Below are 20369 nucleotides of genomic sequence, written 5' to 3' on the forward strand. Positions count from 1 at the left end.
GGTCTGGGGTTGGCGGGGACGAGTCTGTCGTGGGGTTTGTGGCAGCAGGCCGGACACGGTCTGACCGCCACCCTCGGCCAAGCCGAACTCGCCCGCATGCGTCGTATGGGCATCCATGCGCTCAGCGAGAAGCAAGCCCTGGCCGCCCTCGACACCGCGCTCGGGTCCCCGCACGCCCACCTGGTCCCGGTCAAGTTGGACCTGGTCACCCTTCAGCGGCGCGCTGACGAACTGCCGGCTCTGCTGCGGGCCCTGGTCCGCGCCCCGAAGAAGCGCGTGGGCACAGTGGGCTCGGCGCCCTCCGGGCTGCGCGATCAGCTGGCGGCGCTGCCGGAGGCCGAGCGGCTGTCCCCGCTGGTCCAGTTGGTGCAGCGCGAGGCCGCAGTCGTCCTCGGTGTGGCGACGGCCGAGGGCATCGGGGCGCAGCAGGTCCTCAAGGAGCTCGGCATCGACTCCCTCATGGCCGTCGAGCTGCGCCGGCGGCTGTCCGCCGAGACCGGTGTCTCGCTGCCGTCCACGCTCGCCTTCGACTACCCGACGCCCACCGCCATCGCCGGCCTGCTCCTCGACAAGCTCGCGCTGACCGGCGCCGCGCAGCAGAAGGCGAAGACGCGCCGCACGTCCACCGCGCCGGCCCCGGCCGCCGACGACCCGATCGCCGTCGTATCGATGGCCTGCCGCCTTCCCGGCGGCATCACCACCCCCGAGGCCTACTGGAACCTGCTGGCCGCGGGCGGCGACGCGATCAGCGGCCTGCCGCCGCGCTGGCGGGACCTCGACGTCTACGACCCCGACCCGGAGGCCGTGGGCAAGAGCTACGCCCGCGAAGGCGGCTTCATCGACGACGCGGCGGAGTTCGACGCGGCCTTCTTCGGGATCTCGCAGCGCGAGGCCCTCTCGATGGACCCGCAGCAGCGGCTCGTCCTGGAGACCGCCTGGGAGGCCCTGGAGCGGGCCGGCATCCGCCCCGAGTCGCTCAGCGAGAGCCGTACCGGCGTCTACCTGGGCGCCATGAGTTCCGACTACGGCGAGCAGGGCCGCGAGCTCGACGCGTTCGACGGGTACGTGAGCACCGGCAACGCGAGCAGCGTCGTCTCGGGCCGCGTGTCGTACGCGCTGGGGCTCCAGGGGCCCGCCGTGACCGTGGACACCGCCTGCTCCTCCTCCCTCGTCTCGATCCACCTCGCGGCCACCGCCCTGCGCCAGGGCGAGTGCGAACTCGCCCTCGTCGGCGGGGTCACCGTCATGAGCACGCCACGGCTCTTCGTGGAGTTCTCCCGTCTCAAGGGCATGGCCCCCGACGGCCGCTGCAAGTCCTTCTCCGCCCGCGCCGACGGGGCCGGCTGGTCCGACGGCATCGGCATCCTCGTCCTCAAGCGGCTGTCGGCCGCCGAGCGCGACGGTGACCGCGTCCTGGCCGTGATCCGTGGTTCGGCGGTCAACCAGGACGGTCGCAGCCAGGGCCTGACCGCCCCCAACGGTCCCGCCCAGCAGCGGGTCATCCACGACGCCCTGGCCGCGGCCCGGCTGACCCCCGCCGACATCGACGCCGTCGAGGCCCACGGCACCGGCACCCCGCTGGGCGACCCCATCGAAGCCGGAGCACTGGCCGAGGTCTTCGGCCCCGACCGGGCCGGGAACCGTCCCGTCTACCTCGGCTCGTCCAAGTCGAACATCGGCCACGCGCAGGCCGCCGCCGGTGTCGCGGGCGTCATGAAGATGGTCCTCGCGCTCCAGCACGAGACCCTGCCCAAGACCCTGTACGCCGAGGAGCCGAGCCCGCACGTCGAGTGGGACGGCAGCGGACTGGAACTCCTGCGCGAGGCCAGGCCGTGGGTACGGGAGGCCGCGCGCACCCGCCGTGCGGGCGTGTCCTCCTTCGGTCTCAGCGGTACCAACGCCCACATCGTCCTCGAAGAACCCCCGGCCCCCGCCCCGGCCCCGGCCCCCGCCGCCCCCGCGGACCCCACTGCCCCGACGGCCGCGGCGACGCCGACCCCGTACCCGCTGGTCCTCTCCGGCCGGGACGAGGCGGCCCTGCGCGCGCAGGCCGCCCGCTGGGCCGACTGGCTGGAGGGCCGCCCCGAGGTACCGGTGGCCGACCTCGCGCACGCGGCGGCCGACCACCGTACGCACTTCGAGCACCGCGCCGCCCTCACCGTGACCACCACCGCCGAAGCGGTCGCCGGGCTGCGGACCCTCGCCGACGGGCGCACCCCCGCAGGCGCCGCCGAGGGCACGGCCGTCGAGGGTCCCCTCGCGGTCCTGTTCACCGGACAGGGCAGCCAGCGACCCGGCATGGGGCGCGCCCTGCACGCCGAACTCCCGGTCTTCCGGCAGGCCTTCGACGAGGTGTGCGCCGCGTTCGAACCGCACCTGAACCGGTCGCTGGCCGAGCTCGTCCTCGGCGGCTCGGAACTCGTCCACGAGACGGAGTACGCCCAGCCCGCCCTGTTCGCCGTCGAGACCGCGCTCTTCCGCCAGTGGGAGGCCTGGGGCGTGCGCCCCGCCGCGGTCGCCGGCCATTCCATCGGTGAGCTCACCGCCGCCCATGTCGCCGGCGTCCTCACCCTGGCCGACGCGGCCCGCCTGGTCGCCGCCCGGGGCCGGCTGATGCAGGCCTGCGAGCGCGGCGGTGCCATGGCGTCCGTGGAGGCCCCGGAATCCGAGGTCCTGGAGGTCCTCGCGGGGGTCGCCGGACGCATCTCGGTCGCCGGTGTCAACGCGCCCGCCCAGACCGTCGTCAGCGGTGACGAGGCCGCCGTGGCCGCCGTCATCGACCGGTTCGCCGAACTCGGCCGCCGCACCCGCCGTCTGACGGTCTCGCACGCCTTCCACTCGCCCCATATGGAGGCGATGCTCGACGACTACCGGCAGGTGGCCGAGGACATCACCTTCACCGCCCCGCAGATCCCGGTCGTCTCCACGGTGACCGGCGCCCGCATGGGCTCCGAGCTCGGGCCGGGCGAAGGCCTGCGCGCCGCCGCGTACTGGGTGCGCCAGGTCCGCGACGCGGTGCGCTTCCTCGACGCCGTGCGGACCCTCGAAGCGGACGGCATCGGCCGCTACCTCGAATGCGGCCCGGCCGCGGTACTGGCCGCCATGGGCGCCGGCTGCGTCACCGACCCCGCCGTGTTCGTCGCCTCCCAGCGTGCGGCCAAGGACGCCGACCGGGCCCCGGACGAGGTCCGGGTGCTCGTCGAAGCCCTCGGCGCGCTCCACGTCGCCGGCCAGGAACCCGCCTGGGACCAGGTGTTCACCGGCAGCAGCACCGGCACGGACGGGCCCGACCCGGCCGCCGCACTGGCCGGGGACCTGCCCACGTACGCCTTCCAGCGCGAGCACTACTGGCTCGAACCCGCCCGCACCACCGGCCGCGGCGCCCGCGCCACCGGTCTCGTACCGGCGGGGCACCCCTGGCTCGGCGCCGTCCTGACGCTCGCCGACGGCGAGGGCCAGCTGCTCTCCGGCCGGCTCTCGCTCGCCGACCACCCCTGGCTGGCGGACCACGCCGTCTTCGGCAGCGTCCTGGTACCCGGCACCGGCCTCCTCGACCTCGCGCTGGCCGCCGCCCGGGCCGTCGGCTCCGAGCGGGTCGCCGAACTCACCCTCGCCCAGCCGCTCGTACTCGCCTCCGGCGAACCCCTGCGGCTCCAGGTCAAGGTCGCCGCCCCGGACGCGGAAGGACGGCGGAAGATCACCGTCCACAGCCAGCCGGAAGCATCCGCCGACCCGGCCGCCTGGACCCTGCACGCCTCCGGCGAACTCGCCGACGACCCCGCCACCGAAACCCCCGAGGGGCTCGCAGAACTCGCCCACTGGCCGGTCCCGGGAGCCGAGGGCATCGGACTCGACGGCTTCTACGAGCAGCTCGGCGGCGAAGGCCTCGCCTACGGTCCCGCCTTCCGCGGCCTGAGCGCCCTCGCCCGCCGCGACGGCGTCGCCTACGGCCGCGTCGTCCTGCCCGAGCCGCTGCGCCCGACCACCGACGGCCACGGAGTGCACCCCGCCCTCCTGGACGCCGCCCTGCACGTCCTGGCCGGCGTCACCCCCGACGGACCCGAGCAGCCCGACGGTACGGTGCTGCTCCCCTTCGCCTGGACCGACGTCACCCTGTACGCGACGGACAGCACCGAACTCCTCGTCCGCATCGCCCTGGACGCCGACCAGGACCCGCAGACCGCGGCCACCGGCCTCGGCGCCACCGTCCTGGTCACCGACGCCACCGGCGAGCCCGTCCTGTCGGGCGCGCTCCAGGTCCGACAGGCCTCCGCCGACCAGCTGCGGGTCACCCGCAGCTCCGACGGGGACCACCTCTACCGCGTCGACTTCCAGCCGGTGACCGAGCCCGCCCGGTCCGCGCCGGAGCCCGTGAGCACCCTGGTGATCGGCGGTGACGGGGCCCTCGCAGAGGTCCTCGGCGCCCCCTGGTCCGCAGGTCCCGAGGCGCTGCTCGCCGGCGGGCCCGTCCCCGACCGCATCGTCATCGACGCCACCACGGCCGCCCCACCGGCGGTCGACACCGCTCAGGGGGCCCGGGACCACACCCTGGCCGCGCTGGACCTCGTACAGCACCTGCTCACCGAGGGGACCACGGGCACCGAGCTGGTCTGGATCACCCGGGACGCCGTCTCGGCCCGCTCCGAGGACACCGTCACCGAGCTCGCCCACGCCCCGCTGTGGGGCCTCGTACGGGCCGTGCGCGGCGAAGCCCCCGACCACACCCTGCGCCTGCTCGACCTCGACACCCCCACGCCCGACGCGGCGGCCCTCGCCGCCGCCCTCGCGGTGAGCGACGAACCCGAACTGGCCCTGCGCGGAGCCACCGTCTTCGCCCCCCGTCTCGTACGCACCACGCGCACCGGAGCGGTCCACGGCGGCGAGGCCCTCACCCCGCCGGCGGGCGACGGGCCCTGGCACCTGGACATCCGCGAGAAGGGCAGCATCGACAGCCTCGAACTCGTCGCCGTCCCGGCCACCGGCCCCCTCGGCCCCGACGAGGTCCGCATCGCCGTCCGCGCCGCGGGCATGAACTTCCGCGACGTCCTCAACACGCTCGGCATGGTCGCCACGCCCAAGCTGGGCCTGGAGTTCGCCGGCACCGTCCTGGAGACCGGGGCCGAGGTCACCCACCTGCGTCCGGGCGACCGGGCCATGGGCCTCGCGCTCGGCGCCTTCGGCACCGAGGTCCGCGGTGACGGCCACCTGATGGCGAAGCTGCCCGACACCCTCACCTTCGAGGAGGGCGCGACGATCCCGCTGGCCTTCCTCACCGCGTACTACGCCCTCACCGACCTCGGAGCGCTGCGCCCGGGCGAGAAGCTCCTCGTGCACGCGGCGGCCGGCGGCGTCGGCATGGCCGCCGTCCAGCTCGCCCACCACCTGGGCGCCGAGGTCTACGGAACCGCCAGCCACCCCAAGTGGGACGCGCTGCGCGCCCTCGGACTGCCCGACGAGCGCATCGCCTCCTCCCGCGACACCGAGTTCGAGCAGCGGTGGCTGACCGCCACCGGCGGGGCCGGCTTCGACGCCGTGCTGAACTCCCTGGCCGGGGAGTTCACCGACGCCTCGCTGCGCCTCCTGCCGCAGGGCGGACGCTTCCTGGAGATGGGCAAGACCGACATCCGGGACGCCGGGGCGGTCGCCGCCGCCCATCCGGGCGTCGCGTACAGCGCCTTCGACCTGATGTCGCTGGAACCCCGGCACCTGCACCGGATGCTCACCGAGCTGTCCGCCCTGCTCACCGATCGGGTCATCGCCCCGCTCCCGTACCTCGCGTACGACGTACGGGAAGCACCCGCGGCCTTCCGCCACATGGCGCAGGGCCGCCACACCGGCAAACTGGTCCTCACCGTCGGCCGGGCGCTCGACCCGGAGGGCGTCGTCCTGCTCACCGGTGGCACGGGCGAACTCGGCCGTGACCTGGCCGCCCACCTGGTAGCCGAACACGGAGTACGTCACCTGGTGCTGACCTCCCGGCAGGGCATGGCGGCGCCCGGCGCGGCCGAGCTGGTGGCCGAGCTGGAAGCCGCCGGCGCGGCCGGCGTGCGCATCCTGGCCTGCGACGTCTCGGACCGCGATGCGGTGGCCGGCCTGCTCGCCGAGGCCACCGAGGAGCGCCCGCTGACCGGCGTCGTGCACCTCGCGGCCGTCATCGACGACGGCGTCGTGCACAACCAGACGCCCGAGCGGTTCGCACGGGTCCTCGCCCCCAAGCTGGCGGGCGCCTGGCACCTGCACGAACTCACCCGCGCGCTGGACCCGGCCGCCTTCGTGCTCTTCTCCTCGGTCGCCGGCACCCTCGGGTCGCCGGGCCAGTCCAACTACGGTGCGGCCAACGCCTTCCTGGACGCGCTCGCCGCCCACCGCCACAAGCGCGGCCTGCCCGCCACCAGCCTCGCCTGGGGCCTGTGGGCCCAGGGCGGCGCCGGAATGACCGCGCAGCTCGGCGAGGCGGAACTCGCCCGGATGCGCCGCCAGGGCGCCCAGGCACTGACCGCGACCGAGGGCCTCGCCCTCTTCGACGCCGCCCTGACCCGCCCCGAACCGCACCTGGTGCCGCTCAAGCTCGACACCGCGCGGCTCGCCGCCGACGACTCCGGGACGCCGCCGCCGGCCCTGCTGCGGGCGCTGGTCCGTACGCAGCCCAGGAGGGCCAAGGAGGCCACGGAGCGCGGCTCGGCGTTCCGAGACCGGCTGGCCGCACTGTCCGGCGAGGAACGCGAGGCGGAACTGTGCGCGTTCGTCCACCAGGAGGTCACCGCGGTCCTCGGCCTCTCCGGCGGGGTCCCGCTGGACAAGCCCATGCGGGAATTCGGCTGGGACTCCCTGATGGCCGTCGAACTCAAGAACCGCATCGCCAAGCACGTGCAGGTGGCCGTGCCCAACACGCTCGCCTTCGACTACCCCACGCCGCGCGCCATCGCCGGGTACCTGCTGGGCAGGCTCTCCTTCGACGACGCACCGCAGGCCGCCTCCGACACCCCGCCCCAGGACCCGGCCCAGGCCGCCCAGTGGGCCGTGACCCGGATCGGAGTCGAACGGCTGCGCCAGAGCGGCCTGCTGGACCGGCTGCTGAAACTCGCCGCGCCCGACACCGTCGGGGCCGAGGCCCCCGCCGACGTCCTGCAGACCGCGCAGGACCTCACCGACGAGGAGATGGACGCGGCCCTGGACGCGGTCCTCGGCGCCGTCTGACTCCCCCGGGCGCCGACTCCGGTGCGGTGGACCCCAGTCCGCTCCGGCCCGACTCGAAGACCTATCGGGCCCCACCGGAGGAAGCGCCCGGCCGCCCCCGGTCGGGCCGGCCGAGGAAATGGCGAATTCCATTGCCTGGGGTCAGGAATGAGGGGTCGTCATTCGAGGATTTCTATGCCAGACTTTTTCTGTCGATTGATTGCAGGAGGTACGTATGACTGACAAGTCGTTCGACGGTGGCGTTGCGGAAGATGCCAAGGAGAGGTTTCGCGAGGCGCTGGAACGCAAGTCCCATGCATCGCGCGCCCGTACGGCCCATGAAGAGGGTCGGGCCAAGGTGAAGAACATGAGCGGTGCAGCCGGGCAGAAGCGGTATTTCCGTAGGAAGACCGGCTGATTCGGATCCCTCCCCCCACGCCGTCGCGGCCATTCCATTGGAATGTGCCGCGGCGGCTTTTTCGTATGGCCGCAATATCCACTTGAGGTCGTATGGAAATCCGCTTGAGAAATACTCGAATTCCGGTGGAGGGGGAGATCCGGAATGGCGTGTTCTGGCCATGATCGGAATCGTCCACGCATACGACGAGGGGCCCGGCCGGAAGGCCGGGCCCCTCGTCGTGGCTGTCGTGGTGGGCGTAGGTGGGGGATTTACCGTGTGCCCGCGAAGACCTGTTCCCAGGCGACGTGCTGGCCGGACACGTGCAGTTCGGCGAGGGCCCGGAGCAGATCGTTCACCTCGTCCGGCTCCTCGCCCGCGCGCTGCGAGGCCACGAAACCCGCCTCCCGCCTCACGCAAACGATACCCATGGCGGAGAGCACGGCAGCCGGCCCGCACTCCAGGTGGCGGTGGATGCCCGCCGCTTCGAGCATGTTCATCGCATCGACGAACCGCACGGCATCGCGGGCCTGGCGGACCCAGTGGGCGGCTGCCCTGGCTTCCCGGCCCGGCGGCGTACCGCGGTCGGTCCAGGCGACGCTGACCGTGGAGAGCAGCGGGACGTCCGGGGCGCGCAAGGCGCACGCCTCGGCCGCCCGGCGATACTCCTCCGTCATGGAGTCCATGTGCGGGCTGTGGAACGCGTGCGACACCTCCAGGCGTCGGGTGCGCCTCCCCAGCCCGGCGAAGTGCTCGACCGCACGTGTCACGGCGGCCTCGTCGCCGCTGATCACGGTCTGCGCGGGGCCGTTGAACGCGGCGACCGAGACCCGTTCCCCGATGCCGGCCAGCACCTCCACCACCTCGGGCTCCGCAGCCTCCAGGGAGGCCATGGCCCCGCCGCGTTCACAGGCCTGCATGAGCCTGCCCCGGGCTGCCACGAGGCGAGCGGCGTCCTCCAGGTCCAGTACGCCGGCCACGTGCGCGGCGCTCAGTTCTCCCACGGAGTGTCCGGCCACGGCCTGCGGGTGGACACCCCACGTCTGCCACAGTCGGTACAGCGCGACCTCGAACGCGAAGAGCGCCGGCTGTGTGAACTCCGTTTCGTTCAGGAGCCGTGCCTCCTCGCTGTCCGCGGTGGCGAACACCACCTCGTGCAGGGGGCGCGACAGGTGCGGCTCCAGGGCCCGGCACACCGCGTCGAACGCGGTCGCGTAGGCGGGGAAGGCGGAGTACAGCTCGCGCCCCATGCCGGGACGCTGACTGCCCTGTCCGGTGAACAGTACCGACGTGCCGCCTTCCCCGTACTCGGCTTCCCCCTCGCTCTCGTCCTCGACGGCGCAGGGATGGTAGCGGCCCTGCGCCAGTGCCCCGAGCGCCGCTGCCGCCTCCGTAGCCGTTGCGGCCACGACCACGGCGCGGTGCTCCAGGTGGGGGCGGGTGACGGTGGCGTCGTAGGCGATGTCGCGCAGTGCGGCGTCGCCGGCGCGGGCCACGCGGTCCGCGAGCCCGGCGGCGTCCTGCGCACAGGCGTCGACGGACCTCCCCGATACGGCCAGCAGCACCGGAACCTTGAGTTCCGGCCGCTGCGGGCCGGGCCGCCCCGATGGCCCGCCCGGCCGTGCGTCGGTGCGTACCGACACACGGCCGGATGAGGACTCGTTGCTGCTCATCTCGGGGTGGCCCATCTGCGTTTCCTCGATGCTCGATGCTCGGTGCCCGTCGGGTCCGGCCGCGCCGGCGCGACCGGTCAGGGCTGCGTGGTCGGGGTGGGAACGGGCTCGGGGGTCATCGGCCCGTCACCGCCGTACTGCTTGCGCAGGTCCGCGGAGAGCGCGCGGGCACCGGCGATCCGCCCGTAGACCTCGGCCGCCTCGGTGGGGGTGCGCTGCATGGTCGAGCGGTCCACCGAGTAGAGCCCGAAGCGGGCGCCGTAGCCCCCCAACCACTCGAAGTTGTCCATCAGGCTCCAGTGGTAGTAGCCCCGGACGTCGACGCCCTCGTTGCGGACCTTCTCGATCTGCTCCAGGGCCCGCACCGTGAACTCGGCGCGCCTCTTGCCCGAGTTGGACGCGATGCCGGACTCCGTGACCGTGAGGGGCAGCCCCTTGTACCGCTTGCCGTAGTCCTTGAGGACGGGGTACAGCCCCGTGGGGTCCGACTCGTAGTTCATGTCCGGGACGAAGTAGGTCTTGTCGCGCAGCGGCAGGCACGGCGCCGTGCTGCACACGTTGACGTTCACCACGGGGAACGTGTTCGGGGCGGGCGCGTCGCCGACGGCGGAGACGCCGACGCGGTCGTAGAGCTGGACGCCCAGGAAGTCGAGGGTGTTGCGCCACTCCGGGTGCTTCTCGTCCATGGTGCCGTCGAGGTCGGTGTCGAAGCCGCCCTTCCACAGCGCGTCCGTGAAGTTCCACTCGAAGTAGCGCTGCATGCGGGCAGCCGCGTCGATGTCCCGCCGCTGGCTGCTGACCTTGCCGTCGCGCACCGGGACGTACTGCTTGGCGCTCATGGTGAGACCGACGCTGGCGGGCGTTCCGCCGCCGCTGGCGTCGATGGTGTCGGCCGCCTTGATCGCCTTGTACATCCGGGAGTGCGCGTCGATCAGGTTGCGCAGCGCCCCCTGGTAGCGGCCCTTGAAGTCGGTGACCAGGTTGGCCTTGCCGGGCGGGCCGGCGCCGAACGCGTGGGCGAAGTGCATGTAGACCATGGGCTCGTTCACGGTGGCCCACTCGTCGACCCGGTTGCCGAACCGTTCGGCGAGCAGCTTGGCGAACTCGGCCATCTCCTGGACGACCTGGGGGCCGCCCACGGGGTGGTCGAGGCCGCACAGGTTCTTGTCGGAGGGGCCGGCGGCGCACGTGGGGTCGCCCGGGTCGTCCACCCACACCGGGTTCGAGAAGTGGTGGATGGTGATCATCGGGCGGATGCCGCGGGCGAGCAGCGCGTCGATGACGTCGCTGTAGTGGGCGAGAGCCTTCTCGTCGATCTGGTTGCGCTGCGGCTCGACGCGGGCCCACTCGATGCTCAGGCGGTACGCATCGAGGTTCATGTCCTTGATCAGGTCGATGTCTTCGATGGCCTTGGTGTAGCCGCCGACGGCGTCACCGACGAACGGGCTCTTGCCCAGACCCTCGGGCGCCGGACGGGTCCACTTGTACCAGTCGGTGTGCTCGTTGCGGTCCTCGATCTGGGTGGCCGAGCTGGCGACGCCGAAGCGGAAGCTGCCCTTGCCGGACGGCCCGGACAGCGAGCCCGGGCCGGGGAACGAGGTGGCGGCGTGCTTCTTCTTCAGCTGCTCGCCATCCGCCTCCTGCGCGTTGGCGAGGGGCGTCAGCAGCCCCATGGCGGCAACGAAGACGCCTATCTTGAACAGTCTCTTCCTGGTGGGTTTCGTCATGTTGGCTTCCTGGTGTACGACCGGTGGGATCCGGCACGTGGAGGGGGGAATCGCCGCGCGCAGCGCTCTACCAGGTGACCGGCAGCCGGTGCGCGCCGTGGATCACCATGTCGTCGCGCAGCGGTACCTCGTCCGGCGCCACGGCCAGCCGCAGCCCGGGGAAGCGCCGCAGCAGCGCGGTGTAGGCGATGCGCATTTCGAGCCGTGCCAGCTGGCTGCCCAGGCACTGGTGGGGCCCGTGACCGAAGGCCACGTGACCGGAGGTCGTCCTGCGCAGGTCGAGGCGGTCGGCGTCGTCGCCGAACCGTGCGGGATCGCGGTTCGCCGCGGCCAGCGAGAGCACCACGCACTCACCCGCCTTGACCTGCCGGCCGAGCACCTCGGCGTCCCGTACGGCGGTGCGCATGCCGCCGGAGCGGAAGAGCGGGAGGTAGCGGAGCAGCTCCTCCACCGCGTTGTCCGCGAGCGTGTGGTCCGCGCGCAGCAGTGCGAGCTGGTCGGGGTTGGCGAGCAGCGCGAAAGCGCCGAGGCTGATCATGTTGGCGGTGGTCTCGTAGCCGGCGACGAGGAGCAGCAGGGAGACGGCGGCCAGCTCCTGGTCGGTCAGCTCGTCGCGTGCGATGAGTCCGCTGATCAGGTCGTCGCCGGGCTCGGCGCGCTTGCGGGCGACCAGTTCGGAAAGGTAGTCGAGGATCGCCAGGTAGGCGTTCCGTGACTCCTCCCCGTCCGAGCCGAGGTGGAAGAACCGGTGGATCGCGCCCTGGAACCGGTCCACGTCCGCGAGCGGTACTCCGAGCAGCTCGCAGATGACGAGGGCGGGGATCGGCTGGGCGTACTGCGACACCAGGTCGGCTTCCCCGGAACCCCCGCGCTCCATCGCGTCGAGGCAGGACTGTGCGATCTCCTCGATGCGCGGGGCGAGCAGGGCGATTCGCCGCTTGGTGAACTGGCCGGCCACCAGGCTCCGGTAGCGGCTGTGCTCGGGGGCGTCCATGCCGATGAAGAAGCCGGGCTCCGCGGGCTGGATGGGCTCCGTCCCGAAGGGGTGGTCGTAGGCGGCGTGGTGGTGCAGTTCCTGGCGGGCGCTGAACTCGGGGTCGGCCAGCAGTGACCGCACCTCCGGGTGACTGGTGATCAGCCAGCCCTGGTGACCGTCGGGGAAGTCCATCCGTGCGACCGGGCATCTTTCCCGCAGTTCGGCCAGTTCGGAGGGAGGGTCGAACGCCGACGGGCGCTCGGTGGGCATCCTGACCGGACCGGGGGGGAAGTCTGACACGTCTCGTACTCCAACTCGGCGGAAGCTCTCTGCCCCACCGGCGGGCGTGGTTGCACCGCACACCGGTGACCTGGACGAGACTTCCCCCTCTGCCTGGACGCGGACTGGAGCCTGCGTCCAGCGGGACCGGTCGAACGGACGCGCGCGGGCCACCCGGTCGCTGCTTTTGGTGTTCCCCCCGGGCACGGACGAAGCGGCCCGCGTCCCCGGGTGGGTGCCGGGGACGCGGGCCGCCCTTCCCGCCGGGTACGGCGGTCGGTCGGTGCGGTCAGTCGGTGGCGGCCAGGCGCTTCTCGACGGCGTCGGCGGCGACGACCGGCCCGTCGACCGAGCGCAGGCTCGCCTGCATGCGCCGGACGCGCTCGGTGACGGTCTCGTCGGCGGCCACGGCCTCCACCGCCTCGCGCAGCGTCTCGACGCTGGTCTTCTCACGCGGCAGGTGACGGCCGAGCCCGAGCTCTTCGACGCGCAGCGCGTTGGCCCGCTGCTCGTTCATCTGCGGTACGGCGACCATCGGCACGCCGTGGTACAGCGACTCCATGGTGCTGTTCATGCCCGCGTGGGTGAGGAAGACGCGGGCGTGCTCCAGCACGTCGAGCTGCGGTACGTGCCGTCGCACTTCGAAGTTGGCCGGAATCTCACCAAGTTCCGCCGCGTCGATGTGGTCGCCGACGGCCATGACGACGTCCCATTCCGAGTCGCCGAACGCCTTGAGGGCCAGGGAGAAGAACTCCGGCCAGCCGGTGGCGGCGGTGCCGAGGGAGATCAGCAGCACCGGCCGGTCCTCGGACTTCGGCTGCCACGAACCCTGGAAGGCGGAGCGGTCCGCGATGCTGGGGCCCGCGAACACGAAACGCTCGTCGAAGGTGTCGCCGTCGTAATGGAAGTCCCGCGGCAGGAAGACGATCCCGGACTTTTCCACATGCGTGACGAAGGCGCCCATGTCGGCCGGAAGACCGAACGTGGGGAGCAGACCGACGAGCCTTTCCACCATTTCCAGGATCTTCGGGTCGTCCGGCGCCGCGAACGGGAACTTCTGCGTGATGTTGAAGGTCTCGCTCACGGCATAGGACGGGAAGAGCCGCACCGCGGGGATGTTGTGCTCCGAGGCGTAGAAGCGGGCGCCCCAGGCCATGAAGTCGTGGACGATGACGTCCGGGCGGTCCTCGCCGTAATACCCGCTGACCTGCTTGTGCAGGGCGATGGCCTCGTCGAGGCAGCGCAGGCCCTCGCCGGCCATCGTCTCCTCGTTGTACGGGCTGCGGTAGAACTCGCCGAAGGGCGACTCGTAGACGACGGGAGTGGCGCCGATGGCCTCGAACGCGGGGGCGAAGTAGTCCGTGGACGTGCAGGTGACCCGGTGGCCCCGCTTGACGAGTTCCTCCACCACGCCGAGGGTCGGGTTGACGTGGCCGACGGCCGGGAAATTGAAGAAAGCGATGTGAGTCATACTTTTCCTTACTTTGTTTATGCCGAATAGCTGTGGAACCCACGGCCGGACTTCTGCCCGCAATGACCCGCATCCACCATCCGGGAGAGGAGGCCCGGTGGGGCGTAGGCCGGGTCCCCGCTCTCCTCGAACAGGCCCTGCGCGACGGCCCTCAGCGTGTCGATGCCGACGAGGTCGGCCAGGCGTAGCGGCCCCATCGGATGTCCGCACCCCAGGGTCATGCCTTTGTCGATGTCTACGGCGGTGGCCTGACCAGATTCGGCCATGCGTACCGCGGACAGCAGGTACGGAACGAGCAGCGCGTTGACCACGAACCCGGCACGGTCCTCGGAGCGGATGGCCTCCTTGCCGAGCACCTCGGTCACGAAGGCCTCGACGCGCTGCACGGTGCGTTCCTGCGTCTGCGGCGTCCCGGTGACCTCGACCAGGGGCATCACCGGCACCGGATTGAAGAAGTGCGTGCCGACCACCCGGCCGGGCTGTGCGGTGGCCAGGGCGAGCCGGGTGACGGGCAGCGAGGAGGTGTTGGTCGCGAAGATCGCATCCCGGTCCGGGAGGACGTCGTCGAGCTGCCGGAACAGCTTCACCTTGGTCTCCTCGTGCTCGGTGACCGACTCGAAGACCAGCTGCCGGTCGGCGAGCTCGCCCAGCTCCGTGCCGAAGGTGACCCGGGACAGCGCCGCGGCGTACTTGTCCTGACCGAGCTTGCCGCGGGCCACGGCGGCGTTCAGGGAGCGCTCCAGCCGGGCCCGCGCGAGGTCCCGGGAGCGGTCCGAGGTGACGACGACGCGGACGTCGCAGCCGGCCCGGACGCACACCTCCGCGATGCCGGACCCCATCAGGCCGCCGCCCACCACCCCGACCCGTTCGATCCGTTCGCCGGCGCTCACCGGGCCCCTCCCGCGTACCAGCGCAGCAGGGCCGTGCCGACGGCCATTCCACCGCCGAACCCGGACAGCAGCACCAGCTCCCCGTCGGAGAGTTCACCCGCGCGGTGCGCGTGGTCCAGCGTGACGGGGATCGAGGCCGCGCCCGAGTTCCCGTACCGCTCCAAGGTGGTGTGGAGCGTGGCGTCCGCGAGGCCCGCGGCGGAGGCGAGCTGCCCGAGCAGGGCGCCGTTCGCCTGGTGCGGGACGAGGTGCCGCACCTCCTCCAGCGCCACACCGCAGGCACCGACGACCTCCTTGATCGACGGAGGGACGTGCGTCATGACGAACTCGATCACGCCCCGTCCGTTCATCCGGAGCATGTGGGCCCCCTCGTCGACGGTCGCGTGGGTGGCGGGGTGCCTGCTGCCGCCGCCCTTGATGACGAGCAGCGGTGCGTCGTCGCCGTGTCCGAGCAGGTCGTGGCCGAGGATGCCGTACGGAGCCGGCACCGGGCCGAGCACCACGGCTCCCGCGGCGTCCCCGAGGAGCACCGCGGTGCTGCGGTCCATCGGGTCGGTGAAGCGGGACCAGGTGTCGGCCCCTATCACCAGCGCGTGCGCGCCGGGGCGCGCGTCCAACAGCGCCTGCGCCACGGCGAGGGCGTGGACGAAGGCGCTGCACCCGATGTTCAGGTCGAAGCAGGCCGCGCGGCGCGCGCCCAGCGCCGCCTGGGCGAGGGTGGCCACCGGCGGTACCGCGCTGTCGGGGGTGGTTGTCGCGACGATGAGGTAGTCGATCCGGTCCGCGTCGATCCCGGCCTGGGCGAGGGCCGCGCGGCCCGCGTGCACGGCCATGTCGGACGTGGCCTCGTCGGGCGCCGCGTAACGGCGCGTGAGCATCTGGGTCTTGCGCTCGATCCACTCCTCGGTCACGTCGAAGCGCTCGCACAGCTCGGCGTTGGTGACCTCGGCGGTGGGCACGTACGAGCCGGTCGCCAGGATGCCCGTCCGGTCCTGCTTGCGGCGGTGCGCCGTGGTTTCGGACATCGCTCATGCCCCCTTGAGCGGATTGATGCGGTCTTCGCCCAGTCGCGCCCGCTTGGCGGGGTCGGTGACGCCGAGGCCGGTGGTGGGCGCCAGGCACAGCACGCCGACCTTGCCGATGTGCTCGTTCTGCTGCACCAGCCGGGCCGCCTCGCCGATCTCCTGGAGCGGGTAGGTCCGGGACAGCATCGGCATGATCCGGCCGAGGTCGATCAGCCGGTTGCTCTCCCACAGCTCCTGGAGGTTGGCGGCGTGGCAGCCGATGACCCGCTTGAGCTTCATCCACAGGTACCGGTTGTCGTACTGGTGCCGGTAGCCGGTGCTGGAGCCGCAGGTCACGATGGCTCCGCCGCGACGCAGTACGAACATGGAGATGCCGAACGTGGCCTGACCGACGTAGTCGAAGACGATGTGCGGGTCCTCGCCCGTCTCGCGGCGGATGATGCTGCCGAGCCGCTTGCCCGCGGCGATGACCTGCTCCGGGTCCGTACCGTCGCGGTCGCCGATGCCGAGCTCGGAACGGTTGATCACCACGTCGCAGCCGAGCTCGCGGAGCCGCTCCGCCTTCTCCTCGGAGCTGACGACGCCGACGGCGATGCCTCCGCCCTGCTTCACGAGCTGCACGGCGTAGGCTCCGACGCCGCCCGCCGCTCCCCAGATCAGCACCACGTCGCCCTGCTTCATGCGGGCCCCGTGGTTGCTCACCAGCATGCGGTAGGCGGTGCCCGCACAGGCGGTGGCGGAGGCGGACTCCTCCCAGGTCAGATGGGCGGGCTTGGGGACGAGCTGGCTGGCCCGCACCACCGTGTAGTCGGCGAGCCCGCCGAAGTTCGTCTCGTAGCCCCAGGCGCGCTGGCCCTCACTGAGCATGCTGTCGTCCTGAGCAGCCGCTTCCTGGTCGTCCAGCTGGATCGGGCTGACGTTGACGTGGTCACCGATCTTCCAGCGCCTGACCCCGTCGCCGACCCGCACGATGACGCCGGAGGCGTCGGAGCCCAGGACGTGGTACGGCTGGTCGTGCCGTGCCTCCCAGCGGCCCCGCTTCCCGTAGGCCTTCAGGAAGTTGAAGGTGGGGAGCGGGGCGAAGGTGCCCGACCAGACGGTGTTGTAGTTCACCGAACTGGCCATCACCGCGACGAGCACCTCGTCGGGGGCCAGCTCGGGCATCGGCACGTTGCCGACGTGCAGCGACTTGCGTACGTCCTTGTCCTCCACGCCTTCGAACATCTCGATGTCCTCGACGCGGGTGTGCGCGGCGCGGAACTCGGTGGGCACCGGCAGCTCGGCCAGCTCCTGGGGCGAGGCGCCGCGGAGGGCTGCCTGGGAGAGTGCGTCCATTCTGGTCTTTCCTTCCTCAACGGACGAATGGGTCGCCCCTGGCGGCGCCGGGGACGTCATGACCGGTCAGACCGGTGACTCCATGCCCAGCGCGAGGCGGAGCTTGGCCATCTGGCCGGCGTGGAAGGAGTCGTGCATCTGGGTCAGGGCCAGCGCCTGTCCCAGGGTCCTGAAGCGTTCCGCGTACTCGCCCATGTTCTCGTCGGGGAACACGGGGGTCTTGCGGGAGAAGTCCTCGGGGGTGAGCTCCAGGAGGACGAAGTCGCGGATGCGCTGGTGCGTCTCCTTGAAGATCCGGATCATCTCGTCGAGCGGCGGCACGATGGTGAAGTTCGTGTCGGCTCCGTCGGCGAAGTTGTCGGAGAACTCCTCGGTGACGGCCTTCTCGCAGCCCTGGTGGATGGTGGAGAAGTAGTCCTTGGCGCAGGCGAGGTGGCCGAGGAACCAGGCGAGGGGCATGTGACCCTCGGGAGCCTCGAACGCGGTCGTGTCGTCGAAGCCCTCCGTGAGCATCAGCACCAGCTCGTAGCCGACGTCCAGGGCCTGGGCGAGGTGGACGTTCACTTCGGAGGTCGCGGTCAGTTCGGGGGCCGTAGTCGTAGCAGTGGTCATGGCGTGTCTGTTTCTCTCCGGGTACGTGAGGGCGTGGGTACGTGGGGGCGTACGGGTCGGGAACGGTGCGTGAGTCGCGCCGCGGCTCAGCCGTGGGAGGCGTAGGGGCTCTCGCCCGCCCCGCGTGCGGCGTCCAGCCGGGCGCGCGCCTCGGCGAAGGTGGGCAGTTCGGTCCGGGACGTGCCGGTCCAGTTCGCGCCCTCCCAGTCGAACATCAGGCCGCGGGTCTGCCGGGCCGCGTCCATGTGCACCGGCGAGCGGAGGAAGGCCATGAGCGCCTCCTTGTCGCGCCAGAGCACCAGGTTGCGCGCGGCGTTGAAGTTGTTCTCGGAGACGGCGACCGTGGCCGCGAGCAGGCCGTCGCGGGTCCACAGCTCTTGCAGGATGGCCCCGTTGAGCTGGCCGCCGAGCTCCTCGCGGCCGGGCTTGGGCCAGCCGACGGAGGTGGCGACGAGGTACTCCTCGGGCAGCGGCGCGCGCAGCTCGCCCGTCTCCGGGTCGATCGCGGGGCCCGTCCACGGGAGGACGATGTTGAGGTCGGACTCGTCACCGGCGGCGAACTCGTGCAGGGTGGTCGGTATTTCTCGCATGGTCCTCTTCTTGTCCTCTGGCTCTTGTCCTGTCGCCCGGTCCGGGGGAGACGTGCCGGTCACGGCCGCTTGCGGACGATGAACCGCTTGTAGTCCGTCGCCTGGAGGTGCTGCACGGTCAGCTCCGGTTCCCGGACCGTCTCCAGGGTCGGCAGGATCGGCAGCACGGCCCGCAGGATCGCGTTCAGCTCCAGGCGGGCGAGGTGGCGTCCCAGGCAGATGTGCGGGCCGTGCCCACCGAAGGACTGGTGCGGGTTCTGCTCCCGCGTGATGTCGAAGCGGTACGGGTCCTCGAAGACGCTCTCGTCCCGGTTGGCCGACGGGTACCACAGGGCCACCGTCTCGCCCTTGCGGATGAGCTGGCCGCCGATCTCGGTGTCCTGGAGGCAGGTCCGCACGAAGTGCGGGGCGACGGCGCTCCAGCGCAGGATCTCCTCGACCGCGCGGTCCGTCAGCGACGGGTCCTCGACCAGCATGCGCAGCTGGTCCGGGTTGGCCAGCAGGGCCCGGATGCCGTCGGTGATGGAGTTGCGGGTGGTGCCGACGCCGGCGATCAGCAGGTTGAAGGTCGCGTAGAGGATCTCGTGGAGCTGCATCGCCTCACCGTCGATGCGGGCCTGGACGAGCCTGCTGACGATGTCCGTGCCGGTGGGCTGCGCCATGCGGCTCTGGACGAGCTGCACGATGTAGCCGTTGAGGGAGGTCATGTTGCGCCGGAACGCTTCCTCGGCGCTCTCCCCCTCCCGCTGGTAGTCGGGGTCGGCGGCGCCGATCGTGCCCTCGGTCCACTCGAAGATGTCGTCCCAGTCCGCGGCGGGCGCCCCGACCAGCTCGCAGATCGCGGCGACCGGCAGCCGTGCGGCGAGGTGGCGCGCCACGTCGGCCTCGCCGTGCGTCTCCAGCCGCCCCGTCAGCTCGCTCACGTACGTGAACGCCAACTCGTCGAACCGCTCCCGCAGCTCGGCGATCGCCTTCGGGGTGAAGCAGGGCGCCATGATCTGGCGCAGATGGCGGTGGCGCGGCGCGTCCATGTCGCTCAGCGCCTGCGAGTCGTCGGGGCTGTGCCCGAACATCCCGGCGCGCAGCTCCAGCTCGCCCTGGAGCATGTCGATCGCGTCCGGCGGGTCGACCGTGATGCGCTGGGCGCTGGAGAAGACCGCCGTGTCCTTGGAGACCGTGGCGATGTCCTCGTGCCGGGTCAGCACCCAGAACGGCTCGAAGCCCGGTCGCTGGTACCAGAAGACCGGGGCCTCGCGGCGCAACAGGTCCCACTCGGCGTAGGGGTAGCCGCTCTTCGACCACTGCCGCTCGTCGGTGATGTCCAGGGTGTCTAGGGTCAACATGGTCAGCGGCCTTCTGTGCTGGGGGTGTGGTCGGTCAGGAACCGGGTGATGGTCTCGACGGTGCGCACCCGGTTCTCCGGTGCGTTGAACCCGGGGTCGAGCAGCTGGGCCCGCGGCGCTTCCCCGGCCAGGCGCTTCGCCACGCCCTCCGGGTGCCGTGCGTCGTTGCCGGGCAGCACCAGCAGCGGCGTCGTGCAGGTCGGGGGCCAGTCCTGCGGCACCGAGAAGTACGGCGTCCCGTCCGGCCACACGCCGTCGCGGTAGCGGACCAGCGCGGCGACGTAGCGCTCGCGGCGCAGGGCGCGCACCTCGTCACGGAACGCGGGGTCGTCGTGGAGCCGCTGGGCGAAGGGGCCGGCGCCGGGGTTCCGGCCGAACAGCCCCTCGCGCGCGGCGGACTCGATCACGCCTTCGAGTCCCTCGGCCCGTGCCAGGCGCATGGCCTCGTCGAACGGGCCGAAGAACGTCCCGAGCGTGTTGGTCGTGTCCCGGCCGACGGGAGCCTGCACGACGAGTGACGCCACCCGCCCGGGCGCCTCGTACGCCAGGCGCAGGGCGAGCGCGGACCCGCTCCCGACCGCCACGACGTGCGCGGCCTCCACGCCGAGCTCGTCGAGGACGGCCAGCTGGTCGGCGGCGGCCTCGGCGTAGGAGAAGGGCGCCAGCGGCCCCCCGCTGCCTCCCGTGTGGCGCTGGTCCACGGCGATCACCTGGAAGCGGCCGGCGAACTCGCGCAGGGGGTCGTAGAAGTTCGACTCCCAGGACTCGGTCCGGCTGCTGGCGCCGTCGGGCGCGATCAGCAGGACGGGGAATCCGCTGCCGTGGGTCTCGTAGTGGATCCGCGTACCGTCGGCGCGTTCTGTTGCAGGCACTTC

13 protein-coding genes are annotated in these 20369 nt (G+C 71.9%); 2 read left to right on the forward strand and 11 right to left on the reverse strand.

Translation table 11 applies throughout. The features are described 5' to 3' along the window. Positions 1-36: 36 nt before the first annotated feature. Entirely contained in the window at positions 37-7197 is a 7161-nt protein-coding gene (locus tag ABZZ20_RS33870) for an SDR family NAD(P)-dependent oxidoreductase (RefSeq protein WP_356876352.1), read from the forward strand. Between the two features lie 214 nt (positions 7198-7411). Continuing rightward, positions 7412-7594, forward strand: coding sequence for a DUF5302 domain-containing protein (locus ABZZ20_RS33875; RefSeq protein WP_356876354.1), 183 nt, complete (start codon positions 7412-7414; stop codon positions 7592-7594). Between the two features lie 251 nt (positions 7595-7845). Here the strand turns inward: ABZZ20_RS33875 and ABZZ20_RS33880 are convergent, their stop codons facing one another. The 11 genes from ABZZ20_RS33880 to ABZZ20_RS33930 all read right to left on the reverse strand — a co-directional run bounded on the left by ABZZ20_RS33880 (position 7846) and on the right by ABZZ20_RS33930 (position 20366). Further along, a complete protein-coding gene (locus ABZZ20_RS33880; protein ID WP_356876356.1) occupies positions 7846-9261 on the reverse strand; it encodes an acyltransferase domain-containing protein in 1416 nt (471 codons plus the stop codon). 62 nt (positions 9262-9323) lie between these two features. Next, positions 9324-10973, reverse strand: a complete 1650-nt coding sequence (locus tag ABZZ20_RS33885) for a family 1 glycosylhydrolase (protein WP_356876358.1) — start codon at positions 10971-10973, stop codon at positions 9324-9326. 67 nt (positions 10974-11040) lie between these two features. Then, complete coding sequence (locus tag ABZZ20_RS33890; RefSeq protein ID WP_356876360.1) at positions 11041-12249, reverse strand: cytochrome P450; 1209 nt, start codon at positions 12247-12249, stop codon at positions 11041-11043. A gap of 268 nt (positions 12250-12517) precedes the next feature. Next, positions 12518-13699: a macrolide family glycosyltransferase gene (locus ABZZ20_RS33895; RefSeq protein ID WP_356876362.1), complete on the reverse strand. Its 1182-nt coding sequence runs from the start codon at positions 13697-13699 to the stop codon at positions 12518-12520. Positions 13700-13716: 17 nt separating this feature from the next. Further along, complete coding sequence (locus ABZZ20_RS33900; RefSeq protein WP_356876364.1) at positions 13717-14589, reverse strand: 3-hydroxybutyryl-CoA dehydrogenase; 873 nt, start codon at positions 14587-14589, stop codon at positions 13717-13719. Beyond that, positions 14586-15614: a ketoacyl-ACP synthase III gene (locus tag ABZZ20_RS33905; protein ID WP_356876366.1), complete on the reverse strand. Its 1029-nt coding sequence runs from the start codon at positions 15612-15614 to the stop codon at positions 14586-14588. Before ABZZ20_RS33905 ends, ABZZ20_RS33900 begins: the two co-directional genes overlap by 4 nt. A 3-nt stretch (positions 15615-15617) precedes the next feature. After that, on the reverse strand, positions 15618-16949 hold the full coding sequence (gene ccrA, locus ABZZ20_RS33910; RefSeq protein WP_356876368.1) for a crotonyl-CoA carboxylase/reductase: 1332 nt from the start codon (positions 16947-16949) through the stop codon (positions 15618-15620). A gap of 66 nt (positions 16950-17015) precedes the next feature. Next, positions 17016-17561, reverse strand: coding sequence for a DinB family protein (locus ABZZ20_RS33915; protein ID WP_356876370.1), 546 nt, complete (start codon positions 17559-17561; stop codon positions 17016-17018). Between the two features lie 86 nt (positions 17562-17647). Continuing rightward, positions 17648-18151 carry a DUF3291 domain-containing protein gene (locus tag ABZZ20_RS33920; RefSeq protein WP_356876372.1) on the reverse strand — a complete coding sequence of 168 codons (504 nt, stop codon included), beginning with the start codon at positions 18149-18151 and terminating at the stop codon, positions 17648-17650. A 59-nt stretch (positions 18152-18210) separates the two neighbouring features. After that, the gene (locus tag ABZZ20_RS33925) at positions 18211-19494 is read right to left on the reverse strand and encodes a cytochrome P450 (RefSeq protein WP_356876374.1); all 1284 of its coding nucleotides are present in this window, start codon (positions 19492-19494) and stop codon (positions 18211-18213) included. Positions 19495-19496: 2 nt separating this feature from the next. Continuing rightward, entirely contained in the window at positions 19497-20366 is an 870-nt protein-coding gene (locus ABZZ20_RS33930) for an alpha/beta hydrolase (protein ID WP_356876376.1), read from the reverse strand. Positions 20367-20369 lie beyond the last annotated feature (3 nt).

Origin of the sequence: Streptomyces sp. NPDC006430 (assembly GCF_040612395.1) — a bacterium.
Lineage (GTDB): Bacteria > Actinomycetota > Actinomycetes > Streptomycetales > Streptomycetaceae > Streptomyces.